The sequence below is a fragment of the Arthrobacter sp. Dra40 genome (assembly GCF_059091905.1).
In genome coordinates this window covers 52,141-68,458 of record NZ_JBNHHB010000023.1, presented here as the reverse complement: position 1 = coordinate 68,458, position 16,318 = coordinate 52,141, and the positions used below count along the sequence as shown (strand labels likewise).

18 protein-coding genes are annotated in these 16,318 nt (G+C 63.5%); 10 read left to right on the top strand and 8 right to left on the bottom strand.

Annotated elements, in window-relative coordinates; genetic code table 11:
• Nucleotides 1-183: 183 nt before the first annotated feature.
• The 3 genes from AC5RWT_RS12770 to AC5RWT_RS12760 all read right to left on the bottom strand — a co-directional run bounded on the left by AC5RWT_RS12770 (nucleotide 184) and on the right by AC5RWT_RS12760 (nucleotide 2,506).
• Nucleotides 184-705: a hypothetical protein gene (locus tag AC5RWT_RS12770; RefSeq protein WP_494080518.1), complete on the bottom strand. Its 522-nt coding sequence runs from the start codon at nucleotides 703-705 to the stop codon at nucleotides 184-186.
• 667 nt (nucleotides 706-1,372) lie between these two features.
• On the bottom strand, nucleotides 1,373-1,591 hold the full coding sequence (locus AC5RWT_RS12765) for a hypothetical protein (protein ID WP_494044219.1): 219 nt from the start codon (nucleotides 1,589-1,591) through the stop codon (nucleotides 1,373-1,375).
• Nucleotides 1,592-1,762: 171 nt separating this feature from the next.
• Nucleotides 1,763-2,506, bottom strand: a complete 744-nt coding sequence (locus tag AC5RWT_RS12760; RefSeq protein WP_494044220.1) for a FadR/GntR family transcriptional regulator — start codon at nucleotides 2,504-2,506, stop codon at nucleotides 1,763-1,765.
• Nucleotides 2,507-2,650: 144 nt separating this feature from the next.
• Between AC5RWT_RS12760 and AC5RWT_RS12755 the strand changes: the two genes are divergently transcribed.
• The 7 genes from AC5RWT_RS12755 (at nucleotide 2,651) to AC5RWT_RS12725 (ending at nucleotide 9,335) form a co-directional block, all read left to right on the top strand.
• Nucleotides 2,651-3,472: a 2-keto-4-pentenoate hydratase gene (locus AC5RWT_RS12755; RefSeq protein ID WP_494044221.1), complete on the top strand. Its 822-nt coding sequence runs from the start codon at nucleotides 2,651-2,653 to the stop codon at nucleotides 3,470-3,472.
• A complete protein-coding gene (locus tag AC5RWT_RS12750) occupies nucleotides 3,469-4,266 on the top strand; it encodes a 2-keto-4-pentenoate hydratase (protein ID WP_494080517.1) in 798 nt (265 codons plus the stop codon). Before AC5RWT_RS12755 ends, AC5RWT_RS12750 begins: the two co-directional genes overlap by 4 nt.
• On the top strand, nucleotides 4,263-5,063 hold the full coding sequence (locus AC5RWT_RS12745; protein ID WP_494044224.1) for an ABC transporter permease: 801 nt from the start codon (nucleotides 4,263-4,265) through the stop codon (nucleotides 5,061-5,063). The genes AC5RWT_RS12750 and AC5RWT_RS12745 overlap by 4 nt, the downstream gene beginning before the upstream one ends.
• Before the next feature lie 101 nt (nucleotides 5,064-5,164).
• On the top strand, nucleotides 5,165-5,920 hold the full coding sequence (locus AC5RWT_RS12740) for an ABC transporter permease (protein WP_494080516.1): 756 nt from the start codon (nucleotides 5,165-5,167) through the stop codon (nucleotides 5,918-5,920).
• A gap of 16 nt (nucleotides 5,921-5,936) precedes the next feature.
• Nucleotides 5,937-6,734, top strand: a complete 798-nt coding sequence (locus tag AC5RWT_RS12735; protein ID WP_494080515.1) for an ABC transporter ATP-binding protein — start codon at nucleotides 5,937-5,939, stop codon at nucleotides 6,732-6,734.
• A 44-nt stretch (nucleotides 6,735-6,778) separates the two neighbouring features.
• Nucleotides 6,779-7,798, top strand: coding sequence for an ABC transporter substrate-binding protein (locus tag AC5RWT_RS12730; protein WP_494080514.1), 1,020 nt, complete (start codon nucleotides 6,779-6,781; stop codon nucleotides 7,796-7,798).
• A 64-nt stretch (nucleotides 7,799-7,862) separates the two neighbouring features.
• Complete coding sequence (locus AC5RWT_RS12725; protein WP_494080513.1) at nucleotides 7,863-9,335, top strand: aldehyde dehydrogenase; 1,473 nt, start codon at nucleotides 7,863-7,865, stop codon at nucleotides 9,333-9,335.
• A 392-nt stretch (nucleotides 9,336-9,727) separates the two neighbouring features.
• Here AC5RWT_RS12725 and AC5RWT_RS12720 read toward each other — a convergent pair whose 3' ends face one another.
• From AC5RWT_RS12720 to AC5RWT_RS12710, 3 genes are read right to left on the bottom strand one after another with little or no spacing between them, the layout of a single operon-like run.
• A complete protein-coding gene (locus tag AC5RWT_RS12720; RefSeq protein WP_494044229.1) occupies nucleotides 9,728-9,922 on the bottom strand; it encodes a tautomerase family protein in 195 nt (64 codons plus the stop codon).
• Nucleotides 9,922-10,830 carry a VOC family protein gene (locus tag AC5RWT_RS12715; RefSeq protein ID WP_494044230.1) on the bottom strand — a complete coding sequence of 303 codons (909 nt, stop codon included), beginning with the start codon at nucleotides 10,828-10,830 and terminating at the stop codon, nucleotides 9,922-9,924. Before AC5RWT_RS12715 ends, AC5RWT_RS12720 begins: the two co-directional genes overlap by 1 nt.
• Complete coding sequence (locus AC5RWT_RS12710) at nucleotides 10,827-11,501, bottom strand: class II aldolase/adducin family protein (RefSeq protein ID WP_494080512.1); 675 nt, start codon at nucleotides 11,499-11,501, stop codon at nucleotides 10,827-10,829. Before AC5RWT_RS12710 ends, AC5RWT_RS12715 begins: the two co-directional genes overlap by 4 nt.
• Before the next feature lie 79 nt (nucleotides 11,502-11,580).
• Between AC5RWT_RS12710 and AC5RWT_RS12705 the strand changes: the two genes are divergently transcribed.
• Nucleotides 11,581-12,171, top strand: a complete 591-nt coding sequence (locus AC5RWT_RS12705; RefSeq protein ID WP_494080511.1) for a PadR family transcriptional regulator — start codon at nucleotides 11,581-11,583, stop codon at nucleotides 12,169-12,171.
• Between the two features lie 98 nt (nucleotides 12,172-12,269).
• Here AC5RWT_RS12705 and AC5RWT_RS12700 read toward each other — a convergent pair whose 3' ends face one another.
• A complete protein-coding gene (locus AC5RWT_RS12700) occupies nucleotides 12,270-13,034 on the bottom strand; it encodes an IclR family transcriptional regulator (RefSeq protein ID WP_494080510.1) in 765 nt (254 codons plus the stop codon).
• Nucleotides 13,035-13,183: 149 nt separating this feature from the next.
• Here AC5RWT_RS12700 and AC5RWT_RS12695 point away from each other — a divergent pair, with 149 nt between their 5' ends.
• A complete protein-coding gene (locus AC5RWT_RS12695) occupies nucleotides 13,184-14,125 on the top strand; it encodes an acetaldehyde dehydrogenase (acetylating) (RefSeq protein WP_494080509.1) in 942 nt (313 codons plus the stop codon).
• Nucleotides 14,126-14,127: 2 nt separating this feature from the next.
• On the top strand, nucleotides 14,128-15,159 hold the full coding sequence (gene dmpG, locus AC5RWT_RS12690) for a 4-hydroxy-2-oxovalerate aldolase (RefSeq protein ID WP_494080508.1): 1,032 nt from the start codon (nucleotides 14,128-14,130) through the stop codon (nucleotides 15,157-15,159).
• Between the two features lie 68 nt (nucleotides 15,160-15,227).
• On the opposite strand, the gene AC5RWT_RS12685 is transcribed toward dmpG, so the two are convergent.
• Nucleotides 15,228-16,310, bottom strand: a complete 1,083-nt coding sequence (locus AC5RWT_RS12685; protein WP_494080519.1) for a M24 family metallopeptidase — start codon at nucleotides 16,308-16,310, stop codon at nucleotides 15,228-15,230.
• Nucleotides 16,311-16,318 lie beyond the last annotated feature (8 nt).

Sequence of the window (16,318 nt, the reverse complement as noted above, 5' to 3'; positions counted from 1 at the left end):
AACAAAGCTCAAGGGCCTGAGCCCGGTGCAATACCGTGCTCAGGCCCTCGCCGCCTAGGCTCTTATTTAGCCAGTCCAACTTTCGGGGCCCAGTTCACTGCTGCGGGGCCCTTCTGCTGCCTATCGACAGGCGTTGCTGCTCCGCCCAAGAAGGCAGCCCTCTAGCTGCTTGGGGCTTACGGGTTAGTCACCCCAGTGGCCGTTCTTCTCGGACGCGCCTTCGTACTTGGAGTCCTTCTTTACATCAAGCCCGTGCTTGTCCGACTTCCAATGCGGCTTCCCTTCATGCTTGGCAGACTTCCAGTCGGCCATCCCGGAGTGCTTTACGGCCTTCCAATCGGCCTGCCCGTTGGCCTTCGCTGCCTTCCACTTGGCGTCCGATTCAGCCTTGACGGCCTTCCAAGCGTGGCTCGGCTGCTCCACCGGTTCCGGGGCAGGCTCCTCGGCCACCGGCTCTTCCTCTACTGGTTTAGGGACAGGCTGCTCCTCGATGGGGTCTTCATCACCCGGTTCCGGGCTCACGGGCTCCTCTACGGGTTCTTCTCCCTCGGCCGGGCTCTCCCCGGTCTGGGACCCATCGCCCGGGGCCGGCTGTTCATCCGCTGGCTCCTCCGCGGGAGTTTGGTCGGCGTTCTCTTCAACGACTGGCTCGTTCTGCCCGACCACGCCCGGCGTGATGAACACTCTCTCAGCATCGATGGTCACGGATGGAATCTGCGTTTCGGCTGCCGAAGTGGCTTCTGCACTTCCCGCTGTTGCCAGATCTTTTTCAGCTGCCGAAGCGACTCCTGCACCTCCGGCCGTTACCAAACCTGTTACGACCACGGCCGCAGCCATCCTGCGGGCCCTGGATTTCGTAATCGATGACATGCTGTTGCTCCAATCAGTAGTGAATGTTGCAACTTAACCGTTACATCAGCGCTTCTCTGCCCCGCAAGCTCTCGCCGCGATTCCGAAAGGAGATTCCCCGGGACGGGCATTAGGTGTGGCCAAACCGGCCGACGTGGGCCACACTTTGGGATCACATTCTGAGATGGGCCCCCACGGCACGACCGTCCATCGGATATCGGCCCCGCACAGCCGGCCTTTTTTGACTGGGAGAGATGACGGCCAGAAGAGGTTTTCGCGGAGGCTTGGGAATCGGTCGCACTGTCATTGAGGGGCCGGCGACGAAACTCGCTGAGCCGGTTGGTCGGGCAGCAGCGGCAACTGGGGGAGGTCTGCCGTAAGAGGATAAGCCCCGGCCGATGGGGGATCGGCCGGGCTTATTGTTGTCTCTCGACAACTTCGCCAACATTACACGGCCGCTGGGCAGTTGTCCGGCACCACGCACGGAAATGTCTAAGCCCAGGTGCTGGAACTTTCCGGTATTTCAGAACCGGCCGTCGTAGCTGTCGCGCATAGCCTGTGCGGTGAACTTCCAACCCTCCACGAGGGGAGTCAGGTCGTTCTCCGGTGCCGCCCTGCCCAGTTCGCGGATCAAGTCATTCTCGGCATCCATCAGGGCGGCCATTCTGTCCGCGTAATTGATCAGTGCTCGGATCTTTTCAGGCGGCAGATCCGGAGGCTCGGGCGGCGGTGTTTCGTCCACCCGGTAAGTCTGCCACGGGGATGCCGATGCAGCGCGGGCTTTGCCAACCCACGGTCCCAAGTTGGAGTGGTCCGCCGGGGGAGGGGCTTCCAACGTTCGGCCCGGCTGCAGCGCAGCGGTTACCGCACGATCGGTGCTTGGCGCGGTCAGGGCGGCCAAAGCGGCGGGTCGCTACGAGACGCTCTCATTGAGCCGTTCAGCGTAGGGTGCATGGCGCTCGGCCGCGATCCGCGCCCGCCCCGGGCTGCCCGACGAGATCGCGTCAACCAGCTCGCGGTGCAGCGCCCAATTCTCCTGCCATGCCTCGCGGAACTGCGCGTCGGGCGCTACCTCTCGGAGCGACTGGCGGGCGGTATCTAACAGAGAGAGGTAAATGGTGCGCAGAAGTTCGTTGCTCGACATGCGGGCAATCTCTTCATGCAGCTGCCAGTTCTGACTCAGGTACTCAGCAGGATCGTCTTGAAGTTCCCCCATCCGACGAACGATCCGCTCCAGCCGGGCCAAGCTGTCACGGTCCGCGCGGAGGGCAGCGTGTGCTGCAAGGGGCAACTCCAGCGCGTTACGAATCTCGAGCGCATCGGCGACGGACAGGGAGTTGGCATCGAGTCCGAGGATCAGGTGGCTAAGGCGGATCTGAGCGGTGGGCTGTGCAACAAAGATGCCGCCCTGCGGGCCAGATCGTGTTTCCACCAGGCCACGGCTTTCCAACAAGCGGATGGCCTCGTTCAAGGTGGAGGCGGCGACGCCGAACTGGTCTCGCAAATCGGACTTACGTCCCAGACGCGCACCTGGTTGGACATTCTGGCGCGAAATCAACTCGCTCACCTGCTGCGCGACCGCTTCTGCTCGCGAAGTACGATCGCTCGCCACCCGGTCGAATTTGGGGCTGATGCCGCCGTCGAGAAGCTCACTCATGCTGCTGAATCCTAGCATTGAACATGACGAATGGGACCGGATTGGGGGCCGATACGACGATATTCGTCCTATTCGACATGTTCAATAATATGGACTACCGTAATCCGCATCACATGAGTTGGTTCTACGACAACGAGGTCACACTTGAACGACGAGACTGAGTACTCACAGGCAGAGATTGGCGCGTGTGCCGAGAGCTTGCTTGAGGCATATGCAACCCGCCAGCCGGTGCGCCCGCTGACGGAGGACGTTCCGGGCCTGCGGCTCGAGGATGCGTACCGCATTCAGCTGCACCAGGTGGAGCGGTGGAAAGAGCAGGGGCGGGTTGTGGCGGGCTACAAGGTCGGCCTGACGTCGCTCGCAATGCAGCGCCAGCTCGGCGTCTCCCAACCGGACTTTGGGCACTTGTTCAGCGACATGATTCTTGACGGCTCGAGCGTCGATCTCGGTGGATTTCTCAGCCCCAGAATCGAACCCGAGATCTCGTTTGTACTGAAGAAAGACCTGCGCGGCCCGGGATTGAGCGTCGCTGATGTCATCGGGGCTGTCGACTACGCCATTGCCTCCCTCGAAATCATCGACTCGCGCATCGCGGACTGGAAAATAAGGCTTTCTGACACGATCGCGGACAACGCCTCGTCGGGAGCCCTGGTTCTAGGTACTCGTCCGGTGCAGCTCGATGTCGCGGATCTGGGACTTGCCGGGTGTGTGCTCGCGAAGAACGGCGAGGTTGTCGCCACCGGCGCCGGCGCCGCGGTGCTGGGTCACCCGCTCAACGGTGTGCTCTGGCTGGCCAATAAGCTCGGATCCCTCGGCCAGACCCTCGAGGCCGGCTCAGTAGTAATGGCCGGGTCGATCACCGCCGCCATCCCGGTTGCGGCCGGAGACACCATCACCGCTACGTTCGCTCACCTCGGATCCGTGAGCGCTCGTTTCGCCGCAGCAACGACGGAGGTCGCAGCGTGACGACAACAGAATGGACGACCGAGAAGGTCGCCGACATCCTGCTCGAAGCAGAGGCCAGCCGCGCAGACCGCGGTCGCATCACCGACGAGTGGCCTGGGCTTGACCTGGAAACGGGATACGCCGCCCAGCGGCTGCTGATCGAGCGCAAGCAGGCTGACGGGCACACGGTCATCGGCGTCAAGCTCGGGCTTACCTCCCGTGCAAAACAGCAACGGATGGGAATCGACTCCCCACTGACCGCTGTGATCACGGACAGGATGGTGCTCGAAGCCGGTGTGCCGATCCCACTCGACGAACTCATTCACCCCCGGGTCGAGCCCGAGATCGTCTTCGTGCTCGGCGAGCGGCTGGAGGGGCCAGGAGTGACGGCGGCGTCCGCCATGCGCGCCGTCGCGTCGGTGCACGCAGGCCTCGAAGTCATCGATAGTCGTTACCGCGATTTTAGCTTCGCGATGCCCGACGTCGTTGCGGACAACGCCTCCAGCGCGCGATTCGTGGTCGGGGCGACGTCCGTTTCACCGATCGGGCTGGACCTCGCCCTTGAGGCGTGTGTGCTGCGGATCAACGGGACTGTTGTCGACACGGCGACCGGAGCCGCGGTGCAGGGCCACCCCGCCGAGGCTCTGGCACTTGCCGCCAATGCCCTCGCGGCTCGCGGTGAGGCGATTGAAGCAGGCTCGATCGTGCTGACCGGTGGCTTGACAGACGCCGTGTTCATCCACGATGGCGACGAGGTTTCCGTGCAGTTCACATCACTGGGAACCATCGTCGTGCCTGTGCGGAAGTCGGCATGACCGCCGTCGCGACCCTGCCTGTCCACCGCCGGGTGAGCACCAAGGCCACACGCGGCCTCGCTGGCGTCGCCGTACTGTTGTTGCTCGCGGAGTCGGTATCGCGGTTCGGCATCGTGCCGGCGAACATCCTGCCTCCCATGTCCCGCGTGCTGGCTGACACGGCCGGGCTTCTGGTCGACTCCGAGTTCCTCGGCGACGTCAGTTCTACCCTCACCGCATGGGCCGTCGGTCTCGGCATTGCGATCATCGTTGCTGTTCCGCTCGGTCTGGTGCTGGGATCTTTCCGCATCGCCTATGAGGCGTCGTCGGCCGTGGTTGAATTCATGCGGCCGATTCCCTCGGTCGCCCTCATCCCTCTTGCCATCCTCGTGTTCGGCCAAGGCACCGACATGAAGATCGCGCTCGTGGTGTACGCCTCCCTGTGGCCGATTTTCTTCAATACCGTCTATGGGGTGCGGGATGTAGACCCGGTCGCCAAGGAGACCGCTCGCACTTTCCGTCTCAGTCGGATCGGCATCTTGGCCCGGGTGAGCCTGCCCTATGCGGCACCGCTCGCCGCCACCGGGGTGCGGATTTCAGCGGCGATCGCGCTGATCGTGACGATCAGTGCCGAACTGCTTGCCGGTTCGGCAAGTGGTATCGGCTCATACATTCTGCGGATCAGTTCCGGCGGCGGCGACACGTCGCTCGTGTTTGCGGGAACCATCGTCGCCGGTCTTATCGGCGTCGTCGTGAATCTGGTGCTAGTTGCCGTCGAACGCAAGATGTTTGCCTGGAAGAAAGAGGGAGTGGCGTAATGGCGCTCACGACAGCGGTGCTTACCACCAGCAAGTCACGCCGGGGCTCCGAGAAGCAGGCAGCCAGACGCCAATGGTGGGGGCGGTTCGCTCTGCGATGGGTGGTGCTGGCTGTCCTAGTCACCCTCTGGCAGGTAGCGACGGTCACCTTCCCTTCGCCGTTCTTTCCGCAGCCGGCCCGCATCTTCGAGCGAGCCGCACTGCTCTGGTTCCCCGGGGCAAGCGGCATTCTCACTCCCAGCATGCAGAGCGACGTGCTGCCAAGCCTTGGACGGATGCTGTTGGGTTTCAGTGTCTCTGTGGTGGTTGCTGTCGCCCTGGGCACCGCGATCGGGCTCAGTCGCAAGGTCGGCGATTACATCGACCCCATCATCCAGTTCCTGCGGGCAGTGCCGCCGCCTGCGCTGCTGCCGATCTTCCTCGTGCTCTTCGGCACTGGCGACCAGATGCGGGTGCTGCTGATCGCCTTTGGCACAGCTTGGCCGATCTTGCTGAACACCATCGAAGGCGTTCGGTCCATCGAAGAACTGAAGTATGAGACGGCCACGGTTTTCCGGATCGGATTCGTCGGACGGCTGACGCGGATCGTTCTGCCGGGCGCCGCTCCTAAGATCCTCGCAGGTGTCCGGACCAGCCTCTCACTGGCTCTCATCCTCATGGTTATTTCTGAGATGGTCGCGGCCTCCAGCGGCATCGGCTTCTCGATCGTGCAGGCACAGCGCGGGTTCGGGTTCCTAGACATGTGGGCCGGAATCGTCCTCCTCGGAATCATTGGCTTCCTGCTCAACACCGTTCTCACGCTCATCGAGCGCCGCATTCTCGCCTGGCAGCGCAGCTCCGGTCGCGAAACTGCCTAGACCTCAAGGAAGAAACATGCTCAACGTCTCCCACCTCACCCACACCTACGGTACGGGCGCGAAGGCGCACCTCGCACTCAAAGACATCACTTTCGAGGTCCAGCCTGGCGAACTTGTCTCCATCGTCGGCCCGTCAGGCTGCGGCAAAACAACCCTGTTGCGGACCATGGCTGGACTCATGCGCCCTACTGGCGGCGAGCTGACCTTCCTCGGCGACAAGATCACTTCTGTACCGGAGGGCCTAGCGATGGTTTTCCAGGACTACCGCGGATCGCTGTTTCCCTGGCTTACCGTTGCCGCGAACGTGAAGTTCCCCCTCGCGAAACTCGGCCTCAGCAAGACCGAGCTGGAGGAACGCGTCGCCGAGTCGCTCTCCGCCGTGGGCCTGACCGGGTTCGAGGACCGCTTCCCGTCCCAGTTGTCCGGCGGTATGCAGCAGCGCGTCGCAATCGCCCGCGCTCTTGCATACCGTCCGAAGATCCTGTTGATGGACGAGCCGTTCGCCTCCGTTGACGCCCAGACCCGGGAAGACCTGGAAGATCTGGTGCTGTCGGTGAAGAAGAAATTCAGCATGACCATCCTCTTCGTCACACACGACATCGACGAGAGCGTCTACCTGGCCGACCGGGTGGTTGTGCTCTCCAAGCCGCCGACTTTCGTGGTCACCACCCTCGACATCCCGTTGTCGGACAGCCGCGATCAGATCGAGACGAAGGAAGACCCGGAGTTCATCCGTCTGCGCGGCGAGGTCGCCCGCCTCATCCGTCATCCCGAGAACGACGATGTCCCCACTCCAGTGGCCGACCTCGCCTAAAAGTCCCAGCATCACCGTTCACTGCACTATTTCAAGGAGGAAACGTGCCCATCACATCAGAAACAGTTCGTACCAAGAAGACCTGGTTCGGCATCGCGGCGGCATCAGCGCTGGCTCTCAGCCTCGCCGCCTGCTCGGGAGGAAACGCGGCAGCACCCGCTGATGGTGCACCCGCGCCGGCCGGTGACGGCAAGCCCGAGACGACGGAATTGCTCGTTGGAATCACTCCGGTCGCCGACCAGGCATCCGTATTCATCGCCATCGACGAGGGCTTCTTCGAGGACGAAGGGCTCGAGGTGACCGCCCAGCCCGCACAGGGCGGCGCCGCCGCGGTTCCGGCCATGATCGCCGGCGACATGCAGGCTGCCTTCGCGACCTACCCCTCGTTCCTGCTCGCGCAGAGCGGCGGGGTCGGAATCAACATCGTCGCCGAGGGTGTGCGTGGCAATGAGGAAAGCAACGGGGTTTACGTCAAAGCGGATTCCGGCATCAACTCGATCGAGGATCTCGAAGGCAAGAAGGTTGCCGTCAACACGCTCAAGAACACCGGCGAGCTCACCATCAAGGTCCTGATGGAAGAGGCCGGAATGGACGTGAGCAAGGTCGAGTTCCTCGAGTTGCCGTTCCCCGATATGGTGCCGACGCTGCAGTCCGGCGGCGTCGACGCGGTGTGGTTGGTCGAGCCATTCCAGACCGCCGCAAACGAAGCCGGCGCCAAGAAGCTTTTCGCGAACTTCTCCGGCCCGACCGCGGGCGTTCCGCTCTCAGGCCTCGGCATGACCGCCGAGTTTGTCAAGGCGAACCCGAACACGACCGCCGCGTTCATTCGTGCGCTCGAAAAGGCCAACGCGCTGCTCGCCGAGAACCCCGACGCCGCCCGTGAGATCGTTCCGACCTATAGCAAGACCACGCCGGAACTCGCTGCCAAGATCAAGCTGCCTGAATGGGTAGCCGGATCGGCCAGCGCAGAAAACCTTGAAGTCTGGAACGAGATCATGGTCGGCCAGGGCGCCATCCCCGCTCCCGTGGACCTCGACGAGATGGTCTACGTCCCCGGCAAGTAAACAGCTCGCAACCCGCCGGGCGGGCCAAAGAGCCCGCCCGGCACACCAAGAAAGGCCCCAGGCCATGCAGACATTCGGTCACATCATCGATGGCCAGGAAATCCCGTCAATCTCGGGGCAGACCTTCCCAAGCATCGACCCGTACACCCGCGAACCGTGGGCGGAGATCGCGCTCGGCGACAAAGCCGACGCCGAACTGGCTGTCGCCGCGGCCCGCCGCGCGTTCGATGAAGGTCCCTGGCCGCGGATGACCGCCGGCAAGCGCCGCGAACTCATCAACAGGTTCGCCGACCTGATCATCGAACACGGCGAGGAACTCGCGATGGCCGACACCCGCGATATGGGCAAGCCCATCACGCAAAGCCTGGGCAACGACGTCGCCCGGACCGCCCAGAATTTCCGATTCTTCGCCGACCACGCGCACCTCAGCCCCGCTGACGTGCTGCCGATGGACTCCGGCCACCACACCTACACCCGATACGAGGCCGCCGGCGTAGTCGCCGCGATTGCGCCGTGGAACTTTCCGATGATGCTTGAAAGCTGGAAGGTCGCGCCGGCGCTCGCATGGGGCAACACCGTCGTTTTGAAGCCCGCTGAGGATAGCCCCGCGTCGGCGACCATCCTGGCCCGTTTGGCCTTGGAAGCCGGCATCCCGGCAGGTGTCTTCAACGTCGTCCACGGTTTCGGCCCCGACTCGGTCGGTCAGGCACTCACCGAGAATCCCGACGTCGACCGGATCACGTTCACCGGCGAATCGAACACGGGGAGGGTCATTGCCCGAGCTGCGAGCGCAAACCTCACTCCAGTCAGCCTTGAGCTCGGAGGCAAGGGCGCCAACGTTGTCTTCGCCGACGCCGACCTCGATAACGCCATCAGCTGGTCCATCCGGGCGATTTTCACTAACGCGGGCCAGGTCTGTCTCGCCGGAAGCCGGATCTACGTCGAACGCTCCATCCTTAACGAGTTCGCTGAGCGGTTCACAGCCGCAGCGGAGGCCATGGTTGTCGGCGACCCGAAAGATCCGGCCACCCAGATTGGTCCGCTCGCGAGTGAAGAGCACTACACGAAGGTACGCAGCTACTTCGACACCATTGAGGAATCCGGCGGCAAGCTGGTCACCGGCTCGCTAGGCGAGGGCTGGACCATCCACCCCACCGTCGTCACCGGGCTGCACCGCGATGCACCGCACCAGCGCGAAGAGATCTTCGGGCCGATCGTGACCATCACCCCGTTCGACACCGAAGCCGAGGTCGTGCACGAGGTGAATGACAGTCCCTATGGGCTGAACGCGATGTTGTTTACCGAGAATCTGGTCAAGGCGCACCGCGTCTCCGGTTCCCTCCGAGTCGGCACGGTGTGGGTGAATTGCTTCTTCATCCGGGACCTGCGTGCGCCGTTCGGCGGCGTCGGCGCCTCGGGAGTCGGTCGAGAAGGCGGCAATTTCAGCCGGGAGTTTTTCACCGAACCGAAGGCCGTTGTGATGCAGCTAGAGCCGCCGGTGGCTCATCCGCCGGTGGTGCTCACCGGGGCATACTGACCGAAACCTACGGGCAGCACAAACTGATCTTCGACGTCGGCCAGCTCGGTCACTAGTGCCCTCGCCTCAAGGCTGCGGAACGGCCGGTTCGCCACCGAGGCTAAAGATGTAGGCCCCGGCCCGCCCAGACCTAAGTCTCACGACCTGGGCCTGAGCGGGCCGGGGCACACCCATTGCGGCCTGCACCTCCCGCCTGTGCAGGCAAGCCCCCAGATAGACGTCGAAGACGTTATCTTGCGCGGCTGACGGGCGCGTCACGCCTGAGGTTTTCGCGTGCCGGATTCAGCTCATGGACGCCGCCCTTGGTACCTCATGGATTGAGTCGAGCGGAGTGAGCAAGCGGAGGGGCCCACAGTTCTCGACTGTGGGCCCCTCGTGCTGCTACCTTGCGCCTACTTGGTGGCAGCTTTCTCCGCCAAGGTGACGCCGCCGGACAACCACAACTTCGGGCTAATCTCGCGGACTAGGACCCGGACGCTCTGTCCGGGTGCACCCCAATCCTCGATGGCATTATGCACGCGCCCCATCAGGTCGCGCAGCTGCTCTTCGTTGCGTCCTTCGGCAATACTGATCTCAACCAGGGGCATCAGGCATCCTGCAATTCAGATGAGTCGAGTGGACGACGGATTTGCTTTTGCGTCTGCACGCGCTGGGTGACGCCGCCCCACATGTCGATCGACTTAGGGTGAAGCGGGTCGAAGGTGCGAGGCTGCCAGGCCGCATCGTCCTCGATCCGGCGCACTCCGTACGAGTACTCGTAGGTCAGTCCCTCCGGCCCCTTGAAGTAGAGGAAGATGGCGGTGGACTGGGGATGGCGGCCAGGGCCTTGCTCGATTTCGACGCCCTGCTCCAAAAGGAAATTCCAGCTCCGCATGATGTCATCCAGCGATTCGACCTGGAAGTTGATGTGGCAGAGACCGGGTTCGCTGCCCTTGAATACGGCGAGTTTATGGTGCACCGGGTCGAAGCGCATGAGCGCAGCCCAGTCGCCGATCCAGTCGCTGATCTTGATGTTGAACAGCGAGCTCCACCATTCGTAGGCCACCTTTACATCCGGTGCGTCCACGCAGAGGTGGCCGAACTCGATGATGCCGGCCTGCCTGCCCCAGTGAACGGTATCGGCGTCGTACACCTGGCCGACCACCAGATCGAAGCGATTCCCCCACGGGTCGTCGAAGCTGATGAAGCTGCTGACGCGGCGCGACCGCGCCTCTTCAGCGGTCCCGCGCACGACGTTAACGCCGGCGGCGGCCAGCTCGGTCTCCGCAAGCCGCAGTGCGTCTTCGTCCTTCAGCGTGAGGCCGGAGCTGATCACGCCTGCTTCCCCTTCGACGAAAGCCAGGCAGTGGTGGCGATGGTCGGCGCGCAGATAATGCACCCCATTGTCGCTGCCGGCATACTGCATGCCGACGATATCCACGGCGAAACGCACGGCAGCGTCGACATCCGCAGATCCGGACCGCACGTAGGCGATATCGGTGATCTCGATCATCATTGACCCTTTCGGTAGGTGTTGGTGAGGTAGGTGTAGATCCTTGGCAGCAACTCGGTGGCGCGGTCGCGCCACCAGGATTGTTCGTCGAGGGGCAGCGGCCGCGGGGTGCCCGCGGCCAGTGCGCGGAGGTTGAGCTCCGCAGTCTTCTCCAGCACCCACATCAGCGCCACAGCGCTCCCGAGGTCAGGCCCGGTTGTCACGGCGCCATTTCCTCGAAGGATCACTGCGTTCGCGTCGCCCAGTGTGTCTCGCACCGCCGTCGCGCTGGCGGCATCACGGATAAGGCGAGAGTCCTCATAAACCGGCACCCTCTCGCCGAGGAATGCACCATGGCCGTTGAGGGGCAGCACCGGCCGGCCGGCCGCGACGAGCGCCGCGACTGCGGGCGGCTGCGCACGGCATATCGCCCCGATGTCTGAGCGGGCGTCGGCCAGGGCCACATGAATCCAGGCTTCCTTCGGTGCGGCGCTCGGCAGATCTGTAGAACCGGCTGAGAGGGTGATGAGCCCGTGATCGGCAGTGAGCGTGGACAGGGCAACGGGCGGTGTGATCGCCAGCTCGGTCGCTGACGTGCGCACCGAGAGGTGGCCGAACGCATCGGTGAGTCCAGCACCCGCCATGACCGCCGCAGCGTCGTGCAGTTCCGTCTGGGCAATTGTGAGCACGCTCATACTCCTTTGTAGAATGGAATGAGCCTACATGTATGGATAGAAATGTCAACCAAGACATGTCAATGGTTAGGATGGGCGTATGTCCCTGCAGTATGCGGTTTTGGGCGTGCTTGAGGCACGTCCGATGACCGGTTATGAGCTCACACAATTCTTCGAGTCGACGGCTCGCTGGGTGTGGACCGCGCCGCAAAGCCAGATCTACCCGTTGCTCACGAAGATGGCGACGGACGGACTCATTGCGGGCGAGGAGCAGGTGCGCGGCAGCAAACTCAAGCGCACGTCATACTCGATCACCGAATCAGGCTTGGCCGAGTTGCGCCGCTGGCTGGCTGAGTCCCATGCCGAGCCGAATGTCCGGGACGCGTTCCTGCTACAGACTCTCTTTCTCGACATGATCCCGCCCGCGGAAGCGGAAGCAGTTCTTCGCACGCACGTCGCCGAAATCCAGGATCGACGCGAGCAGTGGGCCGCACACCGCGCCCGGCTGGCGGCCGCAGATACACCGCTAATCCAAGAGAGGCTGCAGCGGCGGGACCCTACCGATCACGCCCGGATCGTGAATCTCAAGACCCACGTGTTCGACTACCTGATCGATTCCGCGACGCTCCGGATCGAGTGGGCGGAAAGGGCGATTGCCATCATGAGCGGTTCGCCAGCCGTTCGTCACTGACGCGGGATTAGACCCCGTCTGACGTCCGCCTGTCGCACGATTCGGATGGATGGCACCCATCGCCGTCTGTCCGATCGAGCTTGGGTGCGCTGTGGGGTTTAGGCGGCGAAGCCGAGCAGAGCTGAGAAGCGTGCGGCGCCGTCACGCACAAGCTCGACCCAGTGTTCCTCCGGATGTTGATCCCATCGCGACTTCGATAGCGAGACACTGATCGCGGCGACGACTGCTCCCGTGCCGTCGCGCACGGGGGCAGCGGCACAGCGGATGTGGGGGGTCGACTCCTCGTTCTCGAAGGCGACGCCCCGCTTCCGGACGCGGGCCAGCTCCACTTCCAGGTCCGCGAGAGTGCCGATGCTGTGCTCAGTCATCCGGGGCAGGTTGTCGTGGTCATTGAATCGAGAAGCGAGTGACTGCGGCGACGCATAGGCGAGCAGCGCCTTGCCCAGACCGGTGACATTGGCCGGCAGGCGCTGGCCGATGCTGGAGGGGAGCCGAAGGTTGTCCTGGCTTTCGACCTTCGCCAGGTAGAAGACGTCTCCTCCTTCAAGGAGGGCGACACTGACGGTCTCACCGCTCCGGGTGGCAAGGTCGCGGGCGACATCGTTTGCCGTCGACAGCATGTCGAATCGGGCTGAATAAGCGTTTCCGAGTTGGAGCAGCCTAACGCCCAGACGAAAGGTGCCGGTGACTTCGTCCTTCTGCAGGTATTCGCGGGCGACGAGCGTCGCCAGGAGTTCATGGACCGATGTGCGCGGCAGGCCGGTCCTCCGCACAACGTCCGGCGCGCTGAGCGGTGCGCTGTCATCGAGGAACAACTCGAGGATGTCGAGAGTGCGCAGCACAGCGGGAGTCAGTCGGGCCATGCCTTATGAATACCGGGGAAAACGGCATGCCGCAAATGGGCCGACGTTGACAAAAGACTTGTTGGTCATGTTCGATATCTAGAACAGGTGTCGAAGTTTCGAACAATAGGCTCGAACGAAGTATCACAACGAAGTGAAAGGAGCGGAGTATGCCACAAGGCGTTCCCGCAGCGATCATCGGTTCCGGCAACATCGGCACCGACCTGATGATCAAGATCCTCCGAGGCAGCGGAATCCTCTCGGTTAAGGCCATGGTCGGCATCGACCCTGAGTCGGACGGCCTGGCCCGCGCGGCCCGCCTCGGCGTCACCGCGATCGCCACCGGAGTCGACGGCCTCATCGCCTCGCCGGAGTTCGCCGACATCGAGATCGTCTTCGACGCCACCTCCGCGGGCGCCCACCGATACAACGCCGAGAAGCTGCGCGCCGCGAAGCCCGGCATCCGCCTGATCGACCTCACACCGGCAGCGATCGGCCCCTACTGCGTTCCCGTTGTGAACCTCGAACAGAATCTAGATGCGCTCAACGTCAACATGGTGACCTGCGGCGGTCAGGCGACAATCCCGATCGTCGCTGCAGTTTCCGCAATCACCCCCGTGCACTACGCCGAGATCGTCGCCTCGATCTCGAGCAAGTCCGCCGGCCCAGGTACGCGGGCCAACATCGACGAGTTCACCGAGACCACCGCCGAGGCACTGCAGAGCGTCGGCGGTGCAAAGGCCAGCAAGGCGCTCATTGTCCTCAACCCGGCCGAACCCCCGATGATGATGCGCGACACCGTGTACGTACTGACGGATGCCGCCGACCGCGACGCAATCGAAGCATCCGTCGACGAGATGGTCGCGAAAGTGAACGCCTACGTATCCGGGTACCGGCTCAAGCAGCGGGTGCAGTTTGATGACATCACCCAACCGGTGAACGTTCCCGGCGCCGGCGAGTTCACAGGGCTCAAGACCAGCGTGTTCCTCGAAGTCGAGGGTGCTGCCCACTACCTGCCCTCCTACGCGGGCAACCTCGACATCATGACCTCGGCTGCGCTCCGCACCGCCGAGACGATCGCCGCCCGGACGCTGACCATGGAGGTGGCATAGCCATGACCGATTCCCTAGTTCCCGAAAAGCTGTTCATCTCCGACGTCACGCTCCGTGATGGGAGCCACGCCGTCCGGCACCAGTACAGCAAAAAAGACGTGCTCGACATCGTCACGGCTCTCGATGCCGCCGGTGTCGACAGTGTCGAGGTCGCCCACGGCGACGGGCTGAACGGCTCCACCGTCACCTATGGGTTCTCACGGCATTCCGATGTCGAGCTGATCGAGGCGGCAGCCGAGGTTGCATCGAACATTGCCATCGCAACCCTGCTCATCCCGGGCATCGGGACCATCTCCGATCTCAAGCGGGCAGCATCCGCCGGGGTCAGCTACGTGCGGGTTGCAACGCATTGCACCGAAGCGGATGTCTCGGCGCAGCACATCGCGACCGCTCGCGAAATCGGCCTCAACACCGCAGGCTTCCTGATGATGAGCGCGCTGACCACACCCGCGGAGCTGGCCGAGCAGGCACAGCTCATGGAGGGCTATGGGGCCCAGTGTGTCTACGTCGTTGACTCCTCGGGGGCCCAGACTATGGATGACGTCACCGACCGCGTCAACGCGCTGCGCGACGTACTGAACCCGGAAACCGAGATCGGCATCCACGCGCACCACAACCTCTCCTTGGGTGTGGCCAACTCGATCGCCGCCGTGAAAGCGGGCGCGAACCGCGTCGATGCCAGCCTCACCGGAATGGGGGCGGGAGCAGGCAACGCTCCGCTTGAGGTCTTCATCGCCGTTGCAGACAAGCTCGGCTGGAACCACGGAACCGACCTGATGGCCCTTATGAACGCCGCCGATGACATCGTGCGCCCGCTCCAGGTCCGCCCGGTTCAGGTCGACCGCGAGACGCTCGGGCTGGGCTATGCCAACGTCTACTCGTCGTTCCTGCTCCATGCCGAAGCGGCATCTGCCAAGTACGGGATCCCGACGATCGAGATCCTGATCGAGCTCGGCCGCCGCAAAATGGTCGGCGGCCAGGAAGACATGATCGTAGATGTCGCCCTCGACCTCCTGAAGAAGCAGGCCGCCTAACGGCCGAACAGCTGCCAGACCCACGGGAGTGCTCGGGACTAGACAGCCGGTTGAATCGGAGTTGATGGCTACGAGACGATCGCCATCTCGTGCGGGGTCTGGTTCAGTCGGCGCCCGCCATCCGGGGTGACCGTAACGATGTCCTCGATGCGGGCGCCGAAGCGGCCGGGGAGGTAGATGCCTGGCTCGATTGAGAAGCACATGCCGGGCTGGAGGAGGTGGGTTTCGCCCTCCACCATGTATGGCGGTTCGTGGGTGGTGAGCCCGATGCCGTGACCGGTGCGGTGGATGAAGTAGTCGCCGTAGCCGGCTTCGGTAATCACGGCTCGTGACACGCGATCGATCTCTTGGCATTCGACACCGGGCCTCACGGCCTCAAAGCCTGCCTGTTGTGCTCGGCGAACGACGTCGTGCACCTCACCTTCCTCCTCGGTGGGCTCGCCGACGTGCACGGTCCGGGTGGTGTCCGACCCGTAGCCGTGTTTGAGGCCGCCGAAGTCGAGCACCACCATGTCGCCGTCCTGAATGATCCGGTCACCGATCTCGTGGTGGGGGTTTGCCCCATTCGGACCCGAGCCCACAACTGTGAAGTCAACCTGCGAATGTCCGAACTGCCGTAGTAACTCGGCTAGGTCCGCGCCCACGTCCGTCTCGCTACGGCCCGCGAATCGGACTTTGAGGATCTCCTCGTACGTCTGGTCAGCGGCCGCGCCAGCCGCGGCCAGCCGCCCCACCTCGTCGGCGTCCTTGATCGCACGCAGCATGGGGAGCGCTGTAGTCATCGACACGTACGACGACGACGCCAGTCTGCCCTGCAATCCGAGCAGGTGCATGGCCCATGCCGAGTCCGATACCGCGTAACGCCCGGCAGCGTCCAACAGCTTCGCCGTCGCCTCATATGGATCGCTGCCGTCTGTCCAATCGAGCAGCTGGAAGGTGGAGGCGCCGGGTGCGTTCTCCGCATCGGGCCGTTCCAGCTTCGGAACGATCATCGCTGGCTCGCCGTCCGCTGGTATGACCAGCATGGTGATGCGCTCGGTGATCGCGACCGGAGCGTAGCCGGTCGTGTAGAGGAGGTCTGGCCCCGGCGTCAGCAGCAGGCCCGCGAGCCCGGCTTCGTGCGCGGCCCGGGCAGCTCGCTGCTGCCGCATGGCGAAGT

Coding starts and splice junctions, on each gene's coding strand:
- dmpG (WP_494080508.1), top strand. CDS start 14,128: ATGACCGATTCCCTAGTTCCCGAAAAGCTGTTCATCTCCGACGTCACG.
- AC5RWT_RS12695 (WP_494080509.1), top strand. CDS start 13,184: ATGCCACAAGGCGTTCCCGCAGCGATCATCGGTTCCGGCAACATCGGC.
- AC5RWT_RS12760 (WP_494044220.1), bottom strand. CDS start 2,506: ATGAGTGAGCTTCTCGACGGCGGCATCAGCCCCAAATTCGACCGGGTG.
- AC5RWT_RS12700 (WP_494080510.1), bottom strand. CDS start 13,034: ATGGCCCGACTGACTCCCGCTGTGCTGCGCACTCTCGACATCCTCGAG.
- AC5RWT_RS12735 (WP_494080515.1), top strand. CDS start 5,937: ATGCTCAACGTCTCCCACCTCACCCACACCTACGGTACGGGCGCGAAG.
- AC5RWT_RS12745 (WP_494044224.1), top strand. CDS start 4,263: ATGACCGCCGTCGCGACCCTGCCTGTCCACCGCCGGGTGAGCACCAAG.
- AC5RWT_RS12715 (WP_494044230.1), bottom strand. CDS start 10,830: ATGATGATCGAGATCACCGATATCGCCTACGTGCGGTCCGGATCTGCG.
- AC5RWT_RS12710 (WP_494080512.1), bottom strand. CDS start 11,501: ATGAGCGTGCTCACAATTGCCCAGACGGAACTGCACGACGCTGCGGCG.
- AC5RWT_RS12725 (WP_494080513.1), top strand. CDS start 7,863: ATGCAGACATTCGGTCACATCATCGATGGCCAGGAAATCCCGTCAATC.
- AC5RWT_RS12705 (WP_494080511.1), top strand. CDS start 11,581: ATGTCCCTGCAGTATGCGGTTTTGGGCGTGCTTGAGGCACGTCCGATG.
- AC5RWT_RS12720 (WP_494044229.1), bottom strand. CDS start 9,922: ATGCCCCTGGTTGAGATCAGTATTGCCGAAGGACGCAACGAAGAGCAG.
- AC5RWT_RS12685 (WP_494080519.1), bottom strand. CDS start 16,310: ATGCGGCAGCAGCGAGCTGCCCGGGCCGCGCACGAAGCCGGGCTCGCG.